We start from the raw sequence: 22,100 nt of genomic DNA, 5'->3' as shown, positions 1-22,100 counted from the left end.
TTTCACCACCACATTCCAGGATAATCCTTTTTTGTATACGTGCCAACTACCGGTATCTTCTCACCGCAGTACTTACACCTTCCATCGTCGGTGACCTTGTACTCGGTAATCTCAAAGCCATACCGTACTATTAAAGGCTTTCCACACCTCGGGCAGTAGGTGTTCTCTCCTGGGTGTCCGGGCACGTTGCCGATGTAGACGAACTTCAGGCCCTCTTCTCTGGCCACGCGGTAGGCCATCTCAATTGTCTCAAGAGACGTCGGCGGCAGGTGCGTGAGCTGGTAGTGCGGGAAGAAGCGCGAGAAGTGGACGGGCGTGTCGTCTCCGAGCTCCTCCACCACCCACCTTGCAAAGGCCCGGATTTCCTCTTCGCTGTCGTTGAGCGTTGGAATTATTAGGTAGGTAAGCTCGACGTGGATTCCAAAGTCCTTCTTGGCTATTACCGCTGTCCTCCTGCTAGGCTCACCACCCGGAACGCGTGCTATCTTCATGTAGAACTCGTCGCTGAAGGCCTTGATGTCTATGTTCATTGCGTCTATGTATGGCGCGAGCTCCCTGAAGGGCTCCTCGTTGATGTAGCCGTTCGTTATGAGGAGGTTGTAGATGCCCTCTCTCCGGGCGAGCTTTGCGGTGTCGAGGACGAACTCGTACCAGATTACTGGCTCATTGTAGGTGTATGCTATGCTCTCACAGCCGTAGCGCTTGGCAATCGCCACAACCATTTCCGGCGTCATGTCGTGCAGGTACGGAAAGCTCTCGTCTGCCTGGCTTATCTCCCAGTTCTGGCAGTGCCTGCAGTGCATGTTGCACCCAACTGAGCTTATCGAGAGCGCGCAGGAGCCAGGCCAGAAGTGGAAGAGGGGCTTCTTTTCGACCGGGTCAGCGCCTATGGCCGAGACCTTCCCGTAGTTGAGCGTGTAGAGCCTTCCACCTATGTTCTTCCTCACCCTGCAGGAGCCCCTCTTTCCCTCACTGATAATGCAGTTGAGCGGGCAGAGCTTACAGCGGACTTTGCCCCCTTCCAGGGGCTCCCAGTAAAGGGCCTCCCTCATAGCCACCACCATAGAAGAAAGTCCGGCTATCCCCGTTTAAGCTTTTGGTATTTCCCATAGAACTCGCGGAGTGTCATGAACCTCGCGCTGCCCTCGAGGTGGAACTCGATGAGAGCCCTCAACTTCTCAAGTGCCCCCTCGCCCGTGCCAAACCAGCAGTCTGGCCTTAAGCGTCTTGGCATTCTCACAAACTCCCATGGGTGGAATATGTAAACGATGGGGCTTTCGAAACCGCGGTGGAACCTTTCTTGGAGCCTCCATGGGAGCCTCGTTACGATAGATGTCGTGGTCGCGGGGACTTCAAGGACGCCGTCTATTTCAGCGACGCCCCCACGCCAGCCCTTGTGCCTGGCCTTGCTGGAATCGACCTTGAAGCCTAGGTCGGCGAGAATCCTGTAGTACTTATCAGGGAACTGGAAGTTTGGGGCGCGGAAAGAGGTGACGTCGCCGAAGCGGGAGAGTATCTCCCTTGCCTCGGCCAGCCTGCGCCTCGCCTCTTCGTGGGACAGCCTGTCAAAGCGCTCGTGCTCAAGGCCGTGACAGCCGAGCTCATGTTTTTTCCCTGCGCGCTCCGCCAGCTCCGGGAACTCCTCGGCAATCCTGCCAGTGAAGAGGAACGTTCCCCTGATTTTGAACTCCTCAAGGACGTCCATGACCTTTGGCAGCCCCTCTTCCATGCCCCTCCTTGTCTCTGCAAATGGCGGGCAGTCCTCCTCAACATCAAAGGTGAGCATCACCACCTTAGCCATTCTCCGCCACCTCATCAAGGACTTGGTAGTAGAGGGCAGTTATCTTCCTCACGACGACCCTCCAGTCGTAGACCGCCTCAGCTCTCCGCTTTCCGAGACGGGCCAGGCGCTTCTCAACGTTCTGGTTGTTCAGGACGAGGTTTACGGCCTCGGCCAGCTTCCTTGCGTCCCCCGGCGGGACGAGCAGGCCGCAGCCGTCTACTATCTCCGGGATTCCCCCAACCGTCGTCCCGATAACGGGCGTCCCGCTGGCCATTGCCTCAAGCAGGACTATACCGAAGGCCTCGCTCAGGCTCGGAAGGACAAAGACGTCGCTGGCGCGGTAAAAGAGGGGGAGCTTTGAGTACTCCACAGTGCCGAGGAATCGGACTTTCTCCGCGACGCCGAGGAGCCTGGCCCTCTCCCTCAGGAAGGAAAGCCTGCTCCCCTTGCCAACTATCAACAGCGTCCCGTCAACGTGTTTCATCGCGCTTATGAGCGTGCCGACTCCCTTTCGGGGCTCAATCCTGCCGACGTATAGGACAACGTTCTCGCCGAGGCCCAGCCGTTCCTTGGCCTCTTCCCTTGAGAGCGGCACGTCAAAGAAGTCCACGTTTATGCCGTTCGGGATGACCTCAGCGGGAACGCTGGTGAAGCGCTTTATAAACTCCTTCGCGGCCCTGCTGACGGCTATTATCCTGTGCGGGTTGTGAAGGTGGTACTTGAAATAGGGAAACGTGAGCCTAGCAACGGCCCGTATTGCCTTTGAGTTCTCGTAGTTGATGCTGTGGGTCGTGATCAGAGTCGCCTTCCCTATCTGTCTCCCAGCCGAGACTGCCTTGAGTGAGAGGGGCGTAAAAGCGTGGTGACCGTGGACAACGTCGTATTCCCTTATATATGGAATCAGCTCACGGGCACCCCGGGCAAAGGCACCCACGTTTATTCCTACGCCCCCCAGGACACGGCCGGGGACCCTGATTAAATCTATGCCCGCTTCCTTCAGCTCCGCCTCTTTGCCCGTCTCACGGTCGTTCGTGATTATAGCAACTTCGTGTCCCAAAGCCCTCAGGTGAAACGCGAGGTCGTGCATGTGGACGGCAACACCGCCCAGCTTTGGAAAGTACCAGTCGCTCACTAACGTGATTTTAAGGCTCTCCATACTTCCCTTCCCCCGGACGTTAAAAGTACTGCCAGTCCGGACAGACTGCTCAGAACATAAGAGATAAACCTTTCGAGTACCACAACCGAAACCGCCAGGGCAGGCGGAAGTCCGACGTAGGTGAGGGTTCCCACTAAACCGCCCTCGACTATTCCGACGCCACCTGGGGTGAACGCGGCTATTCCGAGAACGAGGTTGACAACGGACACAAAGACAAGGACCGGGATTGAAACCTCAAGGCCCACCGCCAGGGTAAGTAGCTTCAGCCGGGCAACGTCGAGAACCCAGACGAGGGAGCTGGCAGTGATTCCAACCAGGTTGGCGGTGCCACAACTCCGCAGGGAGATTAACCTGGCCTTCTCTTCATCTGAAAGATTAACGCGAAAGAGCCTCAGCGTCAGCTCAATGAACCGCTCCCATTTGAGCCAGATAATCAGCAGTCCGGCCAGGAGGGGCACCAGAACGAGGGACTCCGACGTCGCGAAGTACAGGAAGCCCACAGCGACCATGACCATAACGGGTATTGACTCCAGGATTCTCTCATATATTATCGTGATTGCAGAGATGCCGAGAGGCACTCCCCTGAGCCTGGAAATCCAGAGCATTCTGAGGAACTCGCCCCCTCCGCGGCTCATTGGGGTTATGTTGTTCACGAAGAGGCCCGCCAGGTTCGCCTTAAAAAGGTCGTTAATGGGGAGGTCAACCCCCGTTCCCCGGAGGACGTATTTCCAGCGCAGGGCAAACAGCAGGACGCTTAGGTAATACGTGGCAACGGCTAGGATAAAGTAGCGCAGGCTTGCGCATCTTACCTGCTGTATTCCTGCAAGCAATTCGATTTTAATACTACCCAGCATACGGAAACTGCTATCTGCTATCTGTTATAAATCTTCTGGTCACCCAGGTGCTCCCAGCCGAGCCGAGGAAGGGGTCTTCTCTCCTCGTCTGAAGCTAGATAAACGCCGTTACCCTCCATGACCTGCCCTATGACAGAGAACTTGAAATCCATGGCATCAACAAGTTCTGGCGAAACCGTGAACACGAGCTCGAACTCCTCACCACTGGCGAGGGCGATTTCCAGGGGGCTCAAGCCGAGGATTTCAGCGACTTCCGCGACCTCATCACGGATAGGAATGCTCTCTGGCCTGATTTCTATTCCCACCCCGCTCATTTTCGCGATAAGGTGGAGCTCCTTCGCAAGGCCGTCGCTGATATCTATTGCGGAGCTGGCGACTTTGGAGAGAGAAACTCCCTCCCTCACCCTCGCCCTCGGCTCCAGGAACTTATCGTAGAGGGCTTTCTTCGTTTTTTCGGAAACTTCAATGTCGTGCTTCCACACAAGAAGGCCCGCGAGTGCCCTTCCCAAATCGCCGGTGACGCACACCAGGTCACCCGGCCTCGCCCCCGAGCGGGTAAGAAGGCGCTCTGTGACTCCAAGGGCTATCCCGTCAATTATCAGGTCGTCCGCCTCGTTCGTGTCGGCGCTCAGGACGGGAATGCCGTAGAAGTTGAGGGCCTCGCCTATGCCCCTCGCTATCCCCTCCAAGTACTCGGCGTCCAGCCCTGTGGGGACACCGAGAGAGAAGAGAAATCCCACCGGTTCTGCCCCCATTGCCGCCACGTCGCTGACGTTCATCGTGACCGCCTTAAAACCGGCCTGCTCAGGCGTCATTACGTCGGGGACATCGGTCTTCCTCACCAGCATGTCGTTGGTGGCGACGAGCCACTTATCCCCAAACCTGAGCGCCCCGGCGTCATCGCCGAGGGGCAGGTCGCCCTGTCTTTTGAGATGCCTGAGGAAGAGGTCTATTATCTCGGACTCCCTCATTTGAGCTCACCACCTTCAAACGTTTCGGGCCTCATCGGGCACCCCTCACGAACTCCGTTATGCTCCTCTGCTTTGGCTTTTCTTCCGGGGGCAGGGACACCTCAACGCTCTCAAGCTCGTCAATTCTCGCGCTTCTTATCTCCTCTGGAAGCCTTATCTCCCCGTACTTTCCGCCACCGCCGGGGATTACGATTAGCTTGCCGTTGCGGTGGGCCCAGATGGCCCTGGCAACGTCTTCATGAATTTTAGCCAGCTCCTGCACCGGGACGTCCACAAGAACCTTAATCTCGCTCCCGAACTCCCTCAGGAACCGCTCCCAGATTAGCCTGACGGCCTTTGTCTCGACTCCCTTGTCAATTACCATCGAGATTATCTCCGCGAGGGGGGCGAGGTGCAGGTACGGCGGCCTGTCCTTCGGCCTCTCCCCGGTGTCGGCCAGCTCAAGGATCCTGTCGCGGACGCCTTTCTTTATCCTGCCGCCGCACCTGGGGCACTTCCATTTGAAGGCTTTAGCCTCGCCGAGGGAGTACTGCGTGTAACAGCGGGAGCAGGCCGTCCGGTGGTATTTTCCGAGCCTGGGATCAAGGCCGGCGTTGAGAACTATTTTCCTTCCGCCCCGCTTTAGAATCGCCTTTCTGATTTCCTCAAAGGTGGGCTCTTTGACCTCAAAACGGTTGAACTCCCTCCCGAGGCGGTGGGGCATTGGGGAGTGGGCGTCGCTGTTGCTGAGGTATGTGAGCCGATGGTGGGCCTTTATCCTGTCCGCCATCTCGCTGTCGGCAGAAAGGCCGAGCTCAAGGAACTGGATTTCCGCCCCGTCGTAGGCATCTTTCAGGCTGTCGTACTCTTTGTATAGGGAAGTCCACGGCGTAAAAGCGTGCGCGGGGCCAATAAGGACACCAAGGTCGTTGGCTATCTCTGCTATCTCGGCAGCAGATAGACCCAGATGGGGCCTCCCTTCCGTCTCGATGTCAGACGAATGCTTCCTCAGTATCTCCCTCATCTCGCGGACGGCATCAACGCTCGGGAAGATTAAGAGGTGGTGGACGCGCCTGCTGTCTTCAACTTCGGCGGTGAGAATGAAGCGGACGCCGCTTCTTTCGTAAGTCCCGTCATCAACTTTTTTGGTATATTTCAAAAGCTCCTCTTCCCACTTCGGGTTGAGTATGTCGCCCGTCCCAACTATTCCGAGCCCCTTGAAGCGTGCATTTTCAGCCAGATTCGGTATCGTCATGGACTTTGAAACAGCTTTTGAGTAGCGCGAGTGTATGTGAAGGTCGGCATCGACCTGCATTTTATCACCTCGGTCTCTCAGTCTATGTACATTCCCTCCAGACCGCGGTAGTAGGCGCGGTATATGTCCCTTTTGGTCACGACGCCGACGAGCTTCCTGCTCTCTTTGCTTTCCGTGACGGGTAGCAGGTTCTGGTCATAGGCCATTAGCTTCTCAAAGGCCTCTTCGGCTGTCTCTGTGGGGCACGTCACAGCGTATGGCCTGCGGATGAACCTCCTTACGGGCAACCTCTTAACGCTCGAAGGCTTTTTCAGGAGGTCCTTCACGCCGATTATGCCCACGACCTCCATGTTTTCATTAACAACCGGGAAGCAGTCGTGACCGGTCTCACCTATGAGGTGCTCCACGTCAAAGAGCGTATTGTCTTCGGTGACGTAAACTGGTTCGCGGGTCATTATCTCTCCAACGGAGATTGTCTCCAGCACGACGGGCTTTCCTGTCCTTACACGGTAGCCCTTCCTGAGGAGCTTGAGGGTGTAGATGGACTCCCCTTTGAGGAAAAACCTGGCCGTGAGGAACCCTATCGTTGCCGAGGTCATCACCGCGGGCAGGACTGCATAGCTCCTCGTCAGTTCGGTTACCATTAATATCTGAGAGATGGGGGCCTGAGTCATGCCGCTGAAGAAGGCCGCCATTCCGGCGAGAGCATAGACCGCGGGATCCGGCCCAATGCCTGGAAGAACAAGCCTCACGGCCTTCCCGAAGGCCGCCCCGAACATAGTGCCTATGTAAAGGCTGGGTGCAAAGACGCCGCCGCTCTGGCCGGAACCCACTGTTAGTGCAGTTGCCAGCATTTTGACAAGGCCGAGTGCTATCAGCATGCCCAGGGCCAGCTCGTCATAGAACGCCATCTTCATGCCCTCGTAGCCAACGCCGAATATACCATACTCCGGAAACAGCATCCCCAGAACGCCGACACCAAAGCCCCCTACTACAGGTTTTACGATTTCGGGCACCTTTGCCTTCGAGAACCCGTCGCTCACACGGTAGAGGAACCGCGCGTAGAACGCCGCGAGGAGGCCAAGACCCAGACCGAGGAGGAAGAAAAGGGGGAGCTCTGGGAGAGTGTGCCCTATATTCTCAGGAATGTCTATCTCAACCGCCCTGTTCAGGATTGCCAGCGTGACGGCGTTTCCGGTAACGGCCGCGATGAAAATGGGCACGAGGTTTATCGAAAACGCCCCCATGTAGACGACCTCAAGGGCGAACATTGCCCCCGCGAGTGGTGTGTTGAATGTGCCGGCTATGCCCGCGGCGAGGCCGCACGTTACGAGGAGCTTTTTCATTTCCTTTGACATCTTGAACCAGCGCGCGAGAATTGAGGTTAAAGCTGCACCTATGAACCCTATCGGTCCCTCGCGCCCAACGCTCCCGCCGGAACCAATGGTTATGGCGGTGGCCATTGTTTTCATGACTGCGAACTTCCCGGGGATGTTGCCTCCCTTAAATATGACCGCCTCTATGACCTCAGGAATACCGTTCCCCTTGATTTCGGGACACCGGATTACAAAGAAGGCCACAATGAACGCACCGAGCATCGGGAGAAGCAGATACCCAAGGTTGAGGCCTCCAGCTTCGTAGGAGGCCCTCGGAAGAAACCACCCAAAAAAGACGCTGTGAATAGAGCTCACGAGAACTCTCAGGGCTATCGCGCCTAAACCACCAACTAGGCCGGCCAGGATTGAAAACGCAATTACGATGCCCCACTTCCTGAGGTACTGGACGTCTTTCGGGGTCATCACACTGAGTTTGTCCGGGTAATAAAAAGCTTAAGCTTTTATACCCTCCGCCCAAACCATCACCGGTGGAAACTATGAAAGTTGAAGGATTCGTTGCTTCCCTGAAAAACGCGGAGACTATTGGCGAGCTCTTCAAGATACTCCAGGAGAAAGGTGCCCCCCTCGTCGAACTCGACGGCCAGAGGTTTCTCATCGTCGTTGAGGGCGACTTTGAGGGGAGGAGGTTCTGGACCGAGATAAACGGTGAGAAGGCCAACCAGGCCCTTGGCGATGCCATGCTGAACTCCTCAAGCTTCCCGTTCAAGTGCAAGAGGCCGTACACAGGTGGAAACGTCATCTTCGTTAACTTCGACGACATCGAGGTGGAGAAGTTCCTCGTCGCCTACCGCGACCCGGACTACGGGATATTCTACCTCGTAGAGAACGGCGAAGCCAAGGAGATAACAGGGGAAGAGTACGAGGAGCTGAAAGACAAGATGCCCGAGTTCAAAATAAAGTCAATGAGCGAAGAGCAGATGGACATGATGGGAGCGTTTTTCGGCTGAAGGCGTCGCCGGGCATTCACTGGGAGCCCTTGAGCTCCTTTATCTTCTCTTTGGTCTCCATTATGCGCTCGACCTTTCTTGAGGCCTTCGAAGACCTCGCCTTCTCTATCTCGTGCTTGAACGCCCACTTGAGGAGCGGCGGGGTTATGAGCACTGATACCGTTATGAATATCAGCGTCGCGGCGATGAACTTGGGAGCGTCTTCGGGAGGAATCGCTCCGCCGTGTATGGCGACCATCAGGTTGACGAGGGCAACTTCAGTCCTCGGAATTGAGCCTATGCCCATCTGGAGGGACATCCAGAGGTTCTCCTTGGTGAACAGGAACTCCCTTCCGCGGCCCCACGCCGTTATCCAAGCACCGAATCCCCTTCCAAGGACTTTTCCAACGACGGCAACCGTTGTGAGAACCGCCGCAAGAACCAGCGCGTCAGCGTTCTCGAAGACGGTGAGGTTCAGCATCGCCCCGGTGTGGACGAAGAAGAACGGTACCAGCAGGCCGTAGCCGATTGCACGGAGGTCGTCCATGAGACGCCTGCCCTCTGGGAGCTTCGAGAGCACGAGACCCATCATAAAGGCACCTTCAATCGCGGCGGCAAACCACCCTTCGGCGAGGGCAGCGAATAGGAACATCATGCCGATGACCATTCCAAGGACTCCCTTTTCGACGTGGAGCCTCTCGGCGAACCTGACGTAGTGGTCAACGAGGTACCACCATATAACGCCGGTTATTATGAAGAACAGAACTATCTTGATGGACAGGTCTATCAGACTCCCGGTGCCGACGGCGAATATGATTAGAGCTATTCCGAGGAAGTCGTCCATAACGCTCGCGCTCAGGGAGGCGACCCCAACCTCGCTCTTGAGGACGCCGAGGTCCATCATGACCCTGACGGTTAGGCCTATGCTCGTGGCGGTGAGAAGAACACCCCCCGCAAAGGCCTCCTTGCTCGGGTAGCCCATCTCCATCAGGACGAACCAGCCCATTATCAGGGGGACAAAAACGCCGAGAAGCGTTGAGACCGTTGCCGTCAGTCCCGTTTTCTTGAGCTGTTCAACGTCGGTGTCCAAAGCGCCCAGAAACAGGAGGAATATTATGCCCAGCTTGGCAAGGAACTCAGAAACCTGGGTCGCGTCCGTTGTAAAGCCCTCCCCGCTCACTATTGGAAGGTACTGCGGCGCCACAATCCCGAAGTAGACAAGGTTGCCCAGGAGTATTCCCATTATGAGCTCTCCAAGGACTCCTGGAAGCTCAAAGCGCTCTATGAGGCTGTCTCCAATCTTGGCTAGTATCAGGGAGATTCCAAGGGTAAACAACAGCCACGTCACTGTCTCCATGTTACACCACCCACCTTCAGCAGTCTCAACAGCTCGTCTATGAGTATCCTCAGGCTGACCTCGCCCACGAGCCTGTCCCCATCAACGACCGCAAGCACCTGCACGCGGTATTTCTTCATCTTCATGAGCGCATCAAGAACCGTTGCATCGCACTCGATGGTGAGGGGGTTTCTTTCCGCAACGTCCTCGGCCTTCGTTGCACCACCAAGGAGCGATTTCAGCGTCCCTCTCGTCATGCCGAGCTTGAACTTGTACGCGTCCGGCGGGAGGAGGACATCTATAACGTCGAGGAGCCTGATTACACCTACAAGCTTCATGGTTTCCCTGCTCTCCACAACCCACACGTGGTGTCTTGTCCTGAGAAGCTTCAGCACGTTTATGATTTCAGCGTCCTTCTCAACTACGGGCAGCGTCTCAGGCTTCGGCATGATTGACTCAATCTTCATAGAGTGGAACACTTCAAGCGCGTTCTCAAGCTCCATTCCCCATCACCCCCTTAAAAATTTTAGGAGGGGATATTTAAGGCTTTGTGGGGGAAAATGTGCACCGAGAGAGCTTTTGGAGCATCAGGTTAGCTAATTTGACCCCTAAACAATCGTTGGAGAAAGCAGACTCCGTTTTATAACGAGAGAACAAAAGGGGAACAAAATGTAGAGATTAACGGGCGAGGGCTCCGATTATGTAGAACAACAGCTTTGCCGCAGTGAGGGCGGTTACGTTCCCCAGCTCCGTCCCGCCGACCTCCATTATGTCAACGCCCACCACCTTCTTGTTCTCCACGAGCCACTCCACAGCCTCGATGACGTCCCAGAAGCGCAGGCCCCCCGCTTCGGGCGTCCCGGTAGAGGGAACCAGCGACAGGTCGAAGGCGTCAATGTCAATGGACAGGTAGACGGGCTCGGGGAGAGGCTTCACGAGCTCTATGAAGGAGTCGAAGTCGTAGTCCCTCGCGTGAACCCAGGAAATGCCGTTTTCCTTCGCGAACTCAACTTCCTCCTTCGTGCCGCTCCTTATCCCGAACAGGGCCTCTCTGATTCCGAGTTCCGCTATCCTCCTCGCGACGCAGGCGTGGTTGTAGGGGTTGTCCTCGTAGCTGTCCCTCAGGTCGAGGTGGGCGTCGAAGACCACGTAGCTCGCCGGTTTGAGGGCCTCGACGGCCCCAAGTGTCTGGGAGTGCTCGCCGCCGAGGAGTATCGGTATCGCATCGGGGTTAACGCGCCTGAGCTCTTCAATCGTCTCCCGAACCCTGTCGGCCGTTTTCCTTGGGTCGCCGGCGACGATTGCTATATCCCCTATGTCCGCTATGGGCAGTTCCGCTATGTCGATGTCGTAGTCGAGGATGTAGCTCTCAAGGTTCAGGGTGGCCTGCCTTATCAGGGTCGGTCCGAACCTCGTGCCCGGCTTGTAGCTGGTTGTCCCATCAAAGGGGACGCCCAGGATAACGTATTTCGCTTCCTCCGGCCTGACGAGCGGGAACTCAAGCTTCAAGGTCTCATGCGTATACAGGAACTCCATACCACCACCCAGCCCGAGAGAGGAAGCGGGGTTTTAAAGCTATCTCACAATCATGACCGGTGGCTTGATGTGGCCGACGACGTCCTCAAGGAGGGAGCCTATCCTCGTCTTTCCGCTCTTTCCGTAGGCCCCCATGACCACGAGGGAGTAGTTGCCTGAATTCGCCTCTTCGAGGATTCTATCCTTTGCCGGCCCCTCTACGATTTTGAAGGAGCAGTTTATTCCCTCACTCTGACCGAGTTCGAGGAGCGTTGTGAGAACGTCCTTTATGCCCTTCTTGTTCTCCTTCCAGAGAGTCTCTTCGAAGTTCTGAATTTCCTCAAGGTTTCCGCTCCTGAAGCTGGTGTGGAAGGCGATGGCACGGACTTCTCTCCTGTCAAGGACGGAGAACAGGACGACCTTTGCCTTCTTTGTCCGGGCTATTGCGAATGCGTGCAGGGCCGCCTTCTGGCTCCACTTCGAGCCGTCAACGAGGACGAGTATCTTCATACGTACCACCTCACAGCACCACGTACCTCAACCACAGGACTATACTCCCAAGGGCAACTGTGGCAATCATAACAACCATTCCCACCTTGAGGAAGTCCCCAAAGGTTATCTCAATCCCCTCCCTGTGCGCAATTCCTATGACGACGACGTTGGCGCTCGCCCCTATTGCAGTCCCGTTTCCACCGAGACATGCCCCCAGGGAAAGGGCCCACCACAGCGGGTAGGTGTTGAGCGTCGAGCCCATGGCCTTTATCAGGGGAATCATCGTGGCCGTAAAGGGTATGTTGTCAACCACGGCACTCGCAAGGGCGGAGAACCAGGATATCATGAATATGGCTTCGCTTTCGGAGTTGATGTGGCCCGTCATCCAGTCCGCAACCTGGGCTATGGCTCCCGTCTCCACCAGGGCGCCGACGAGTATGAACAGGCCCCCGAAGAAGAAGAGGGTCGCCCACTCAACCTTTTCCAGCGCGTGTTCTGGCGATGCCCCGCTCCACAGCAGGAGCAACGAGGCCCCTGTAAGGGCTATAACCGCGGGCTCAACCCCCAACCTGTCGTGGAAGAAAAATCCGAGCATTACAAGACCTATAACAGCCAGGGACTTCTTGAAGAGCTTCATGTCCTTGATTGCATCTTCTTCTTTCAGCCCCATTATAAGTGTCTGTATCTCTTTCTCTTTTGCGGGACTGACCTTTATGGCTCCTCTGTACGCGAGGTAGATTATCCCAACGGTGACAGCGAGGTCGAGGAGGGAAATAGGAGCCATGTTTGCTATGAACTCGTTGAAGCTGAGGTCTGCGGCCGAGCCTATCATTATGTTGGGAGGGTCTCCAATAAGGGTTGCCGCACCGCCTATGTTGGAGGCAAAGACCTCAGACAGGAGGAAGGGAATTGGATTGACGTTCATTCTCCTCGTTATGTATATCAGCATGGGTGTGAGGAGCAAAACGGTTGTAACGTTATCTAAGAACGCACTAACGACCGCTGTGACCACCGAAAAGAGCAGGAGGACGCGCATCGGCTTTCCCTTCGAGAACTTGGCGGTTTTTATGGCGATGTATTCAAAAAGTCCGCTTTCCCGCGCAACGTTGACGACCACCATCATACCGGCTAGGAGCAGTATCGTGTCGAGGTCGAGGTACTCTGGAACCTTCTCCCAGGGGACTACGTTCGTTAAGAGAACGACCGACGCACCTGCCATTGCGGCAACCGTTCTGTGGATTTTCTCGGTTATTATGAAGGCATAGGTGCCCAGGAACACCGACAGCGCTATAATCTCTGGGGTGTTCATGTGTACCACCTCTAATAGAGTATTACCGGCTTTTCGATTCTCTGGACTATCCTAAAGGCCAGGGGGGTTATGTTGTAAGTTTTGAGACCCTCGGAACCGAAATGCTTCGAAATCACGAGCAAATCGTAGTTTTCAATGGCGTCCTCCACAAAGGACGCCTTGTCCTCAAAGAGTATCTCCGAGCTGAAGTTGACCCCAAGCTGGGACAATCTTCCTGAAATGTCCCTAATGAACTCCTCCCCCATGCTCTTCTCGTTTATGCGGAATTTCTTTGCCGCCTCTTCTCCCAGCGTTTCCCGGATAAGGGCGCAGAGCCGACCGTCTATCAGGTAAGTGACCTTGATGAAGGCTCCTGGATACGATGTCAGAACATCATAAATTTCATCGGGAGGTTTTTCGGAGAACCTGTCAACGACCAAGAGAACCGACGAAATCACGGGGATTTCCATTTCTTCTTCAGTTAAAAGGAACTCCCGGTATGCCTTCATTATCTCCTCGTACCGTGAGCCCGCGATGTAGTTGAACTTTCTAAGTATCAGCTTTTTGAAATCTGGCATTGCAACCCCCAGTGGCCACAGAAGAAAAGCCCATTTATATGAGTTTTGTTTAATGAAAAAACCAAAATTGGGCGAAAATAAAACCCCCGTTCACTCGCCCCTAACCTTCTTGATCTGGATCCTTCCGAGGGTCTCCCAGTACTCGACGGTGATGCCTTCCTTGAGCTGGTCCTTGACTTCTTCCTCGACGCCGCCCTCGATCGGGACGTCATAGAGCTCGTAGGTCTCCATGTCCATAATCTGGACGGTGTCTGGGGTTATCGCGATGACCTGGCCGACGCGCTTGTCGATAATCGGGACGTCAACTTCGGCGCTGGTCGGCTTGACGATGCTCCTGACCTTGCCGTCGAAGATTCCAACGGCCTCAATCCTTGCCTTGGCGGAACCGTGCTTTCCCGGGGAAGAAACGGTTATGTTCACAATCCTGCAGGGCTCGTCGTCGATAATTATGTACCTTCCGGGCTTGAGCTTGCTGACCTGAACCTTGGTCTTGTCTCCCATCTTTCAGACCTCCTATAAGCGTTCTGGGTTGTGTTGGGAAAGCCGTTTAAAAAATTTTTGAAAGGGCGAAAAAGACTTTACATTTTTCTTTTGAAAGCCTCACCCTTCATGGCAGGGAGGAGTCAGCGCCTGCTCTTCAACAGTACCTTGTTCATGAGGAGGGGCACCAATAGAACGAGGCCAAGCACCGCACCCATCTTGACCTGCACTGCAGAGGCCGTGAGGGCGTAGTAAATGGTTACTAGCCCGCTAAGGAGCAGTACAAGAACAATGGCCAAGACCGCCCCTTTATTTGGTGCCAGTTCTGAGGGTATGAGCGGATAGCTCTCTATCGCGGCCATAATGGTAGCAACTGAGAAGGGCACGACGACGAACATAGTTCTGATATCGCCGACAACCATTGCCGCGGCCAGCATCATTCCGATGAAGCCTACCAAGCCCAGGCTCCCGTTTCTGCTGAGCTGCATGACCTCGGAAAGTATATGACTACCCATTTCAATCAGGACAATTATGCTCGTGAGGCCGGCGAGATATAGGGACAGCATCAGCAGCGTTATGAGCGTCGTATCGTTGGATAGGTTGCCCTTTAAAACGGTGGGTATCGAGTAAAAGACCTCTATGGAGTCCACAGGACTGGCATCGCTGTTTGTGGTGTACTGCTTGAGGTCGTCGAACCTCGTGAAGAGCTCCAGGGACTCTCCAGCCGAAATGTCAGGGTTCTGGAAGGCCTCTTCAACCGCCTGGTAGGCGGCACCGAGGGAGTAGGCCACTGTGAAAGCGGCGGCGAAGCTCAGGATTATCTGGAGAACAAAGACGCCCGCAAGAACCTTTCTCAGGTCAAGCTCCTCTGGAGCGAAGCTACCTATAACATAGTAGACCCCGGTGCCAAGCCCAAAGGATATGAGCACCGAAACGAGCATGTAGATTACTCCCTTTGCCGTTAGCGGCATGTTGAATGAAGTTATTGAGGAAACAGCGTTTTCCATGTACTGAACCGCCTGCGGGGAGACAACCGTGGCGAGCGCCCCGTTTCTTATTAGGAGTGCCGCAACAAGTGCGAAGAGGATAAAGAGTATTGAGAAAATTGAGATGAACTCAAGGGTTCTTCCCTTTGCAAGCAGGAGCATCAGGATTGAGAGTGCCACAGTTCCAGCTGCGAGAATGGGAATGTATTTTGACCCCACTCCAAGAATGAGGGCCAGGCCATAGGAGGAATAGTAAGTGGTGACGCCGAGGATTACCAGCAGGAACATCAGAAGGCTGAATATCAGCGCAGGAGTTCTGGATATCTTAAAGAACAACTCATATATGAGGTAACGGGTCTTTTTGGTGCTCTCAGCCTCGCTGTATATCAGGAACATCGCAACCAGGGTTGGAACGAGCGAAACAATGAAGCCCTTGAGTCCGAAGTTTATGTAGTACTTTGGCAGAACCAGGAAGTTCCATATTCCCAGAATGTAGCCCGCGATTAAAAACGCCATAAGGAAGCTTATTTTCCGCATGGGTTTACCCTCCCTATTGTTGATTGTGGCATTATTCAGTGGTGATACACGGAGCGAACAACCTCAAAATATAAAAACATTGTGTAGTCCCTTGCCGCTCTTCAAAGAACCCAATGCTCAAAGTTGGTGATTAACTCGTTCACAACAGTCCAGGCCATCAGGGGCTCATGGTAGAGGCTGACTTTTTTCCCCTCAACCTGGCTCCTGAAGTCCCCGTGGGGGAAGCCGCCGACTATGACTAGAGGATTTTCAAACCCAGCCAGAACCTTTCCGAAGTCCCGGGGTTTCATCAGCTCCCCGTCCTCGTGCATGACAAAGACTTCATCGGGCCCAATCTCTTCAACCAGCTCGCTCAGGGTCTTCTCTTCGAGGCGGAGGAGTTCCAAGTCCTGCGGGACTACCTTGTTCTTGAAGAGACTCTCCATGAGGCCAAGGAAGCGGTTGTAGTTCCTCGGAAGCCTCGTCTCCGGCTTTATGTAAATAACCTCGTCGTTCCTTGTGTGAACATAAACGCGGAGCTTCCCCTCCTTGTTGGCTATGCTCTCAAGGGCGTTGAGGAGGCAGATGTGCACTATGTCCGGTCTGCCCCGCCTGTCGCCGTCTTTGAGCTTCCTGAGAGCTGAGTGGTGGTAGCTACTATCGAGTACTACTTCCTCCGGCTTCTTGCCCCTCCTCTTGGCGTAGTTCACCACTGCTGGGTGGTCAGCTATTGACTGTGGAACCAGCTCAAGCTCGGAATCAGCTATTACCAGGTGGAGCATTCCCCTCCCTCCTCGGCTTTATTCCCCTCTCTTCAAGGTCGTCGAGGATTCTTTTGAAAGTATCAATCCTCATTCCCAATATCTCTGGTGGGATAACTCCATAGATGCAACTCCCCTCAGCGACGAGCCTCGCAACAGCGGAGGCAGTGTAGCTAGTAACGCGGGCCATTGAAGTGAACTCCCGTTCCTCATCAATTAGGGTGTAGCTTATGGCTTTATCGGGCTCTGCCCCCATTACCTGCATTATGGAGAAGTCGGGGCTCTCGTAGGTCATGAGCGGTGTTATGACTCCCAGGGTCTTGTCGAGGTGCTCGGGCTTGAAAAAGCCAAGCTCCCTCAGAACCTTCATCTTCTCAAGGTGTCCCGGCCAGCGTAGCGTCCACTCCTCAAGCCTTTCCACCCTCACGCTCTCAAGCAGGCTCCTCAGGCCGTCGCTGGGGAAGGCTTCGAAGGTGTACCCCTCAATTTCCACCGTCTTAATTTCTGAGAGCGGGTCCACTGCCGTGACTTTCCCACTTCTTATGACCCTCGCTGGCCTGGTGTATTCTTCAATTAAGTCTTTAGGTGACCATGTAATTCTGTAATAAAGTGGTGGTTTTGGCTCCGTTGGGAGGCCCCCAACGTAGATATATCCCTCTCTCATGTCGTCGAGCTCGTTCCAGATGCGTCCCATTAAGATGTGGCTCAGCCCAGGAGCGAAGCCAGCATCAAATACAACTGTCACCTGTGCTCTCTCAGCTTCGTCGCGAAGCTCTAACGGGTTCTCTGGCATGAACGAGACATCAACCATGTCAACGCCCGCCTTAATGGCGGCCTTCACCGATTGGTATCCAAACCTGCCGGGGAGCGCCCCTACAACGAGTTCAAAGCCTTTCATGACCTCAACGAGGGAATCAAAGCGGGAGGCATCAACTTTCATGGGGGTTGCAAACTCTGAGACGACGTTCAGCCCCTCGTCGCTGACGTCTCCGACGTAGACATCGAACTCATCTTTCAAATCCCAGGCTATTGCCCTGCCGACGTTTCCGGCACCGAGAACGAGAACCTTCATTGTAACACCCATATCAACTTTGGAGAAGGTATATATAAGACCTCTCCCCATTTCCTTTTAATGCCGATAAGACTCCCAATCTTCCGGAAAAAGGTCATGGAAAAACTGTCCTCCACGGAGGAGACCAAGATAATGCACGTAAGCGATACCCCCGAAAGCGTCTACCGCTTCCTCAACGGCCTGATTGAAAAGACAGAGCCCGACTACATAATCCACACGGGCGACCTTGCCGACAATATAAAGCTGGAGCGCAGGCCCGAGCTGAAGCCGCTCTACGTGGGGGCCGTGAGAAGGCTGGCGAGAGTCCTCAAGAACTCCGGGGCGGTGCTGTACATAGTCCCAGGCAACGAGGACGACCCGGAGGTAGTTGGGGAGTTCTTTGAGGATTCCGTTGTTGAGCCAGGAACTGTTGTTGAGATAGAGGGTAAAAGGTTCGCCCTCGGCCACACATGGAAAGATGTGGTGGGCTTAGAGGCAGATTTCAAGCTCTACGGCCACAGTTTCAAGCTGATAGAGAGGGGACTGAACGGGGTTCTCGGTGTTAACTTCATTCTTCTTCCGAGCGGAGAGACGTACCGTGTGAAGTATCCGAGCGGGACGGACTTTGATAGGGGATACAAGATGTGGAGGGGACTGTGATGCGCGTTTTGAGGTTTGGGCCCTCGATAATCTTCCTCAGGACGTCCCATGAGGACGCCGTAAGGTCTGCTCTCAGGGATATTTTTGGCGTTGAGGAAATCCCTACTGATGAGGCAATAAGGAAAAGCAACGAGTTCGAAACCGTGGTCTTTGTGACCGAGGAGTGGAAAAAGGAAACGATTCCCCCTAAACAGGCATTTCTGGTAAGACACCACGCCCCCGTTGTCCTGAGCAGGATAATCAACAGCAAACTTCCCGTTGAGAAAGTCCACGTGGAGAGCACACTGATACTGATGCGCGTCCCGGACAAGATTGAGGAAGGACTGAGGCTCATCGCCGAAAAGTACGGCGGGGAGATAATGGATATAAGAACGGCCTTCGACGAGGGCGAAGCTGGAGACACCATAATAGGCCTGACAAGGAAGAAGCTGAACTCTCCAATAGGGCCGGAGGACATTGAGGGCGCAGTCCTCATCCGCAGGGACTTCCTAGAAGTCTATCGGGAGCTGAGCCTTGATGCACCTCTCCTGCTGCTGAAACTGATGCCGGAGTGGAAAGAGATTACGATTAAAATCTACGACACCTCAAAACGCTACGAGGAGAACGTAGAGCGCCTCATGATGGTGATTGAAGACCTAGACCTGGGCTTTATCGTCGGGGAAGGCTGGGACTGGGACTACCCGAGACCCCTCATGCGCATCCCCGTTTACAAGCTTAAGCTCTTAACCTGGGAGAAGCCGGAGCGGGTCAAGTTCCTGCTCAAAGGCCTCGAATACCACGGCTACAAGCGCCTCTGCGACATAGACGTCTTTGTAGAGGGGAAGAAAATCCACTGGACGGCCCTCGGGAAGTACGACTCAAAGTTCGAGCTTGCCAAGGCCGCGAGGGAAGAGCTGGAGAAGAACCTGAGCGAGGACGTCATTGAAAGGTTACGGGAGCTTGATGAAAAACTTGCCTTAGAGTCGAAGGATTAGACAGCTACTCAAGTTTCTTAATCTTTGCCACGAAGAACCCGCTCGTCCCGTGCCTGTCGGGATAAAAGCGCCTCGCCTTCTTTATCTCCTCGCTCAGCTCGATTCCAAATGGCCTCGTCAGCGCGGGCTCGCCGTAGCGGAGTGGGAGGAGCTCAACGTCAAAGTTGTCCAGAACCCACTGGATTACGAACTCATTCTCCTCGGGCTCAAGGGAACAGGTCGAGTAGACGAGGACTCCGCCCTTCTTGAGGGCACTTAAGCCCTTTTCAAGGAGCTGCATCTGGAGGCCTTGGCAGAACTTTATGTCGTCCATCGTCCGGTTCGCCTTTCTCTCCGGGTTCTTGTGGATTGTGCCGGAGCCCGTACACGGGGCGTCGAGGAGGATTTTGTCGAACTCAACGCCGAGCTCATCTATGTGAAGCGACGACTTGTGGAAGAGGACGGTGTTGGTGACGCCAAGACGCGAGAGGTTCAGGCGGGTCTCCTTCAGTCTGTCTTCTCCAACATCAAAGGCGTAGATTATTCCCTCGTTCTCCATGAGCTGGGCGAGATAGGAAGTTTTACCCCCAGGTGCCGCTGCCATGTCCGCAATGACTTCACCGGGCTTCGGTTCGAGCGCCACGGGAGGATACATCGAGCTGGCCTCTTGAATGTAGAGGAGACCGCTCAGATACTCGGGCGTTGATGTAATCGAGAACGGCTCGCGCGTGAGGCAGAATCCTTCCCTCGCCCAGGGAACCCTCTTAAACTGGAAGCCTTTCTTGTTGAGGAGCTTGGTTAGCCTGGGAACCTCTATCCTGAGCGTGTTCACGCGGAAGCATCTCGGCAGGGGTTTCTCCATAGCCTCAGCAATCGCCAGTGCCCGCTCACCCCACAGTTCGTAATAGCGCTCCGCAAAGGCCTTGGAATAGCCGAGACTGAACAGCTTTTCGAGCATGGGGGAAGGTTGGAGCAGAGGTTTAAAAGGTTCTTCGTTTGTGAAACCAGACTTTCACAAACTGCACCTTTTGTGAAAGACCACTTTCATAAATTGCACGGTTTATGAAAGACCGCTTTCACAGCGGGCGAAAAACTTTCAATTGATAGTCAAAAAAGAGAAGAAGAGCTTCAAACCTTTATCCCTCCCATAACAAGGGCCATCACAGCCTTCTGGGCGTGGAGCCTGTTCTCGGCCTGGTCGAAGACGACGCTGTTCGGGCTGTCTATGACGTCGTCAGTAACTTCCTCACCCCTGTGGGCGGGGAGGCAGTGCATGAAGATGTAGTCGGGCTTGGCGTGCTTGACGAGCTCTTTGTTCACCTGGAAGGGCTGGAATATCTTTCTCCTCTCCTCTGCCTCGGCCTCCTGCCCCATGCTCGCCCAGACGTCGGTGTAGATGACGTCCGCGTCCTTGACGGCCTGAACCGGGTCGTGGAGGAGCTCGAACGAGCCACCGCTCTCGGCCGCGTTCTGCTCGGCCCACTTGATGACCTTCTCGTCAGGCTCGAAGCCCTCTGGAGTTGCAACGACGACGTTCGCTCCCAGCTTGGTTCCGGCTATCATGAGGGAATGAGCCACGTTGTTTCCGTCACCGACGTAGACGACCTTGAGGCCCTGAATCCTGCCCTTCTTCTCGAGGATGGTCTGGTAGTCAGCTAAAGCCTGGCACGGGTGGGAGAAGTCCGAAAGGCCATTGATGACAGGAACGCTCGCGTACTTGGCGAGGTCTTCAACGTCCTTGTGGTCGAAGACGCGGGCCATTATTCCGTCCACATACCTGCTGAGAACCCTTGCGGTGTCGGCAATGGTCTCGCCGCGCCTGAGCTGTAAATCGTTGGCGTTGAGGTAGAGGCCGTAGCCACCGAGCTGGTAGATTCCCACCTCGAAGGAAATCCTCGTCCTCGTGGAGGGCTTCTGGAATATCATGGCGAGGGTCTTGCCCTCAAGAACGCGGTGCGGCTTTCCAATCTTGTTCCAAATCTTCATCATCTCGGCCGTCTTGAGAATAGTCTCAATCTCCTCCCTCGTGAAGTCCTGGAGGCAGAGAAGGTCTCTTCCGGCAAGGCTAACCACCATGTGCATCACCGTTTAAACCTGACCCCTGAATTTAATAACCCTTTCGTCGGAAGACTCTCGATTTTCCTGAAATTATTTGAAGCCATCTCGTCGGCACCTTTGCAAACGTATATTTTATCCTCCAAAAGAGTACATTAATGAAACCCCACTAAGCTTTTTTCCCCACAGCAAACCTAATAAAGCGGACTTCTTCAGGTCATCGGTGATTCTGGATATGGGCGGAATCAAGGTCAAGCTCGTCAATTATACGAAAAAGCCCCTTGAAACCGTCACATGGTCGGCCCTTATAAGCTACTGGGACAAGTGGGAGAGTGAGGCCTTCGAGCGAATGACCGAGAAGGACGTCGAGATGCATCTGCCGAGGGTTCTTGGCTACGGCCACGAGTCAATACTCGAACACGCGGTTCTGACGTTCTCGATTGAGGGCTGTTCTCGTGTGTGTAGTCATCAGCTTGTCCGTCATAGGATAGCGAGCTACACCCAGCAATCAATGCGCTATATAAAATTGAACCCAAATGACGTTGAGGAGACCTTCGTAATCCCAGAGAGCGTTAAAGAAAAGCCTGAACTCTACGAAAAGTGGAGGAAGCTTATGCGCGAAGCCATCGAGCTCTACGAGGAGAGCTACGAAGCCGGAGTCCACCAGGAGGACGCGCGCTTCGTTCTTCCGCAGGCAGTCAGAACGAAGATAGTCGTGACCATGAACCTGCGCGAGCTTAAGCACTTCTTCGGCCTGAGGCTCTGCGAGAGAGCTCAATGGGAGATAAGGGAAGTCGCCTGGAAGATGCTCGAAGAAATCGCAAAGAACGACGAACTCAGACCGATTATAAGGTGGGCAAAGCTCGGGCCGAGGTGCATACAGCTCGGCTACTGCCCGGAGCGGGAGCTGATGCCCCCTGGCTGTTTAAAAAAGACAAAGGAAAAATGGGAAAATGTCATGAAAGTATGAGCAATTATTTCATATTTTTTAGAACATCCCCAAATCTATTGGGAAAAATACTTGTGGAATGAGCCCTAAAAAACTGCATTAGTGCTAAAATTATAGTCTCTTATAATCTATCTCGACCTATAAAGGCTTGTCATGACC

Annotated in this window: 23 protein-coding genes; 4 read left to right on the top strand and 19 right to left on the bottom strand. The window is 54.5% G+C overall.

Going from position 1 to position 22,100, the window contains the following annotated elements:
* Positions 1–2 precede the first annotated feature (2 nt).
* Genes amrS through ACZ5ER_RS06370 form a run of 7 tightly spaced genes read right to left on the bottom strand, consistent with a single transcriptional unit; the run spans position 3 to position 7,797 of the window.
* On the bottom strand, positions 3–1,052 hold the full coding sequence (gene amrS, locus ACZ5ER_RS06400; protein WP_050003103.1) for an AmmeMemoRadiSam system radical SAM enzyme: 1,050 nt from the start codon (positions 1,050–1,052) through the stop codon (positions 3–5).
* A gap of 26 nt (positions 1,053–1,078) precedes the next feature.
* Positions 1,079–1,801 carry a polysaccharide deacetylase family protein gene (locus tag ACZ5ER_RS06395; RefSeq protein ID WP_464934048.1) on the bottom strand — a complete coding sequence of 241 codons (723 nt, stop codon included), beginning with the start codon at positions 1,799–1,801 and terminating at the stop codon, positions 1,079–1,081.
* Positions 1,794–2,939, bottom strand: a complete 1,146-nt coding sequence (locus ACZ5ER_RS06390) for a glycosyltransferase family 4 protein (protein WP_464934047.1) — start codon at positions 2,937–2,939, stop codon at positions 1,794–1,796. The genes ACZ5ER_RS06395 and ACZ5ER_RS06390 overlap by 8 nt, the downstream gene beginning before the upstream one ends.
* Complete coding sequence (locus ACZ5ER_RS06385; RefSeq protein WP_464934046.1) at positions 2,915–3,793, bottom strand: lysylphosphatidylglycerol synthase transmembrane domain-containing protein; 879 nt, start codon at positions 3,791–3,793, stop codon at positions 2,915–2,917. Before ACZ5ER_RS06385 ends, ACZ5ER_RS06390 begins: the two co-directional genes overlap by 25 nt.
* Positions 3,794–3,810: 17 nt before the next feature.
* Positions 3,811–4,764, bottom strand: a complete 954-nt coding sequence (locus tag ACZ5ER_RS06380; protein ID WP_464934045.1) for a thiamine-phosphate kinase — start codon at positions 4,762–4,764, stop codon at positions 3,811–3,813.
* Between the two features lie 31 nt (positions 4,765–4,795).
* Entirely contained in the window at positions 4,796–6,058 is a 1,263-nt protein-coding gene (locus tag ACZ5ER_RS06375; RefSeq protein WP_464934044.1) for a TIGR00375 family protein, read from the bottom strand.
* A gap of 17 nt (positions 6,059–6,075) precedes the next feature.
* Positions 6,076–7,797: a chloride channel protein gene (locus ACZ5ER_RS06370; protein WP_464934043.1), complete on the bottom strand. Its 1,722-nt coding sequence runs from the start codon at positions 7,795–7,797 to the stop codon at positions 6,076–6,078.
* Between the two features lie 74 nt (positions 7,798–7,871).
* Here ACZ5ER_RS06370 and ACZ5ER_RS06365 point away from each other — a divergent pair, with 74 nt between their 5' ends.
* On the top strand, positions 7,872–8,342 hold the full coding sequence (locus tag ACZ5ER_RS06365; RefSeq protein ID WP_050003096.1) for a hypothetical protein: 471 nt from the start codon (positions 7,872–7,874) through the stop codon (positions 8,340–8,342).
* Between the two features lie 16 nt (positions 8,343–8,358).
* Here ACZ5ER_RS06365 and ACZ5ER_RS06360 read toward each other — a convergent pair whose 3' ends face one another.
* The 10 genes from ACZ5ER_RS06360 to ACZ5ER_RS06315 all read right to left on the bottom strand — a co-directional run bounded on the left by ACZ5ER_RS06360 (position 8,359) and on the right by ACZ5ER_RS06315 (position 17,345).
* Positions 8,359–9,678 (bottom strand): cation:proton antiporter, encoded by a 1,320-nt coding sequence (locus ACZ5ER_RS06360; protein ID WP_464934042.1) that lies wholly within the window; start codon positions 9,676–9,678, stop codon positions 8,359–8,361.
* Positions 9,666–10,160, bottom strand: coding sequence for a CBS domain-containing protein (locus ACZ5ER_RS06355; RefSeq protein WP_050003094.1), 495 nt, complete (start codon positions 10,158–10,160; stop codon positions 9,666–9,668). Before ACZ5ER_RS06355 ends, ACZ5ER_RS06360 begins: the two co-directional genes overlap by 13 nt.
* A 175-nt stretch (positions 10,161–10,335) precedes the next feature.
* Positions 10,336–11,193, bottom strand: a complete 858-nt coding sequence (gene speB / locus ACZ5ER_RS06350) for an agmatinase (protein WP_050003093.1) — start codon at positions 11,191–11,193, stop codon at positions 10,336–10,338.
* Between the two features lie 39 nt (positions 11,194–11,232).
* Positions 11,233–11,682, bottom strand: coding sequence for a universal stress protein (locus ACZ5ER_RS06345; RefSeq protein ID WP_050003092.1), 450 nt, complete (start codon positions 11,680–11,682; stop codon positions 11,233–11,235).
* A 10-nt stretch (positions 11,683–11,692) separates the two neighbouring features.
* Positions 11,693–12,973 carry an ArsB/NhaD family transporter gene (locus ACZ5ER_RS06340; protein ID WP_050003091.1) on the bottom strand — a complete coding sequence of 427 codons (1,281 nt, stop codon included), beginning with the start codon at positions 12,971–12,973 and terminating at the stop codon, positions 11,693–11,695.
* Between the two features lie 11 nt (positions 12,974–12,984).
* On the bottom strand, positions 12,985–13,530 hold the full coding sequence (locus tag ACZ5ER_RS06335) for a hypothetical protein (RefSeq protein WP_050003090.1): 546 nt from the start codon (positions 13,528–13,530) through the stop codon (positions 12,985–12,987).
* A gap of 90 nt (positions 13,531–13,620) precedes the next feature.
* On the bottom strand, positions 13,621–14,031 hold the full coding sequence (locus ACZ5ER_RS06330; protein WP_050003089.1) for a translation initiation factor IF-5A: 411 nt from the start codon (positions 14,029–14,031) through the stop codon (positions 13,621–13,623).
* 122 nt (positions 14,032–14,153) lie between these two features.
* Positions 14,154–15,533: a sodium-dependent transporter gene (locus ACZ5ER_RS06325; RefSeq protein ID WP_464934041.1), complete on the bottom strand. Its 1,380-nt coding sequence runs from the start codon at positions 15,531–15,533 to the stop codon at positions 14,154–14,156.
* Positions 15,534–15,634: 101 nt separating this feature from the next.
* Complete coding sequence (locus ACZ5ER_RS06320; RefSeq protein WP_464934040.1) at positions 15,635–16,294, bottom strand: 16S rRNA methyltransferase; 660 nt, start codon at positions 16,292–16,294, stop codon at positions 15,635–15,637.
* A complete protein-coding gene (locus ACZ5ER_RS06315; RefSeq protein WP_464934039.1) occupies positions 16,272–17,345 on the bottom strand; it encodes a saccharopine dehydrogenase family protein in 1,074 nt (357 codons plus the stop codon). Before ACZ5ER_RS06315 ends, ACZ5ER_RS06320 begins: the two co-directional genes overlap by 23 nt.
* 60 nt (positions 17,346–17,405) lie before the next feature.
* Here ACZ5ER_RS06315 and ACZ5ER_RS06310 point away from each other — a divergent pair, with 60 nt between their 5' ends.
* Both ACZ5ER_RS06310 and ACZ5ER_RS06305 read left to right on the top strand, forming a co-directional pair.
* Positions 17,406–17,984, top strand: coding sequence for a metallophosphoesterase family protein (locus ACZ5ER_RS06310; RefSeq protein WP_050003085.1), 579 nt, complete (start codon positions 17,406–17,408; stop codon positions 17,982–17,984).
* Positions 17,984–18,958, top strand: coding sequence for a hypothetical protein (locus ACZ5ER_RS06305; protein ID WP_464934038.1), 975 nt, complete (start codon positions 17,984–17,986; stop codon positions 18,956–18,958). Before ACZ5ER_RS06310 ends, ACZ5ER_RS06305 begins: the two co-directional genes overlap by 1 nt.
* Before the next feature lie 4 nt (positions 18,959–18,962).
* On the opposite strand, the gene ACZ5ER_RS06300 is transcribed toward ACZ5ER_RS06305, so the two are convergent.
* Together ACZ5ER_RS06300 and argF are read right to left on the bottom strand one after the other, a co-directional pair.
* Positions 18,963–19,895: an NOL1/NOP2/sun family putative RNA methylase gene (locus ACZ5ER_RS06300; protein WP_050003083.1), complete on the bottom strand. Its 933-nt coding sequence runs from the start codon at positions 19,893–19,895 to the stop codon at positions 18,963–18,965.
* 170 nt (positions 19,896–20,065) lie between these two features.
* Complete coding sequence (gene argF, locus ACZ5ER_RS06295; RefSeq protein WP_464935129.1) at positions 20,066–21,013, bottom strand: ornithine carbamoyltransferase; 948 nt, start codon at positions 21,011–21,013, stop codon at positions 20,066–20,068.
* A gap of 214 nt (positions 21,014–21,227) precedes the next feature.
* Here argF and thyX point away from each other — a divergent pair, with 214 nt between their 5' ends.
* The gene (gene thyX / locus ACZ5ER_RS06290) at positions 21,228–21,962 is read left to right on the top strand and encodes an FAD-dependent thymidylate synthase (protein WP_464935128.1); all 735 of its coding nucleotides are present in this window, start codon (positions 21,228–21,230) and stop codon (positions 21,960–21,962) included.
* The last annotated feature ends 138 nt before the right edge of the window (positions 21,963–22,100 follow it).

It is taken from the genome of Thermococcus marinus, assembly GCF_055389025.1.
The sequence above is the reverse complement of the archived record's forward strand: the minus strand, read 5'-3'. Positions and strand labels throughout refer to the sequence as shown.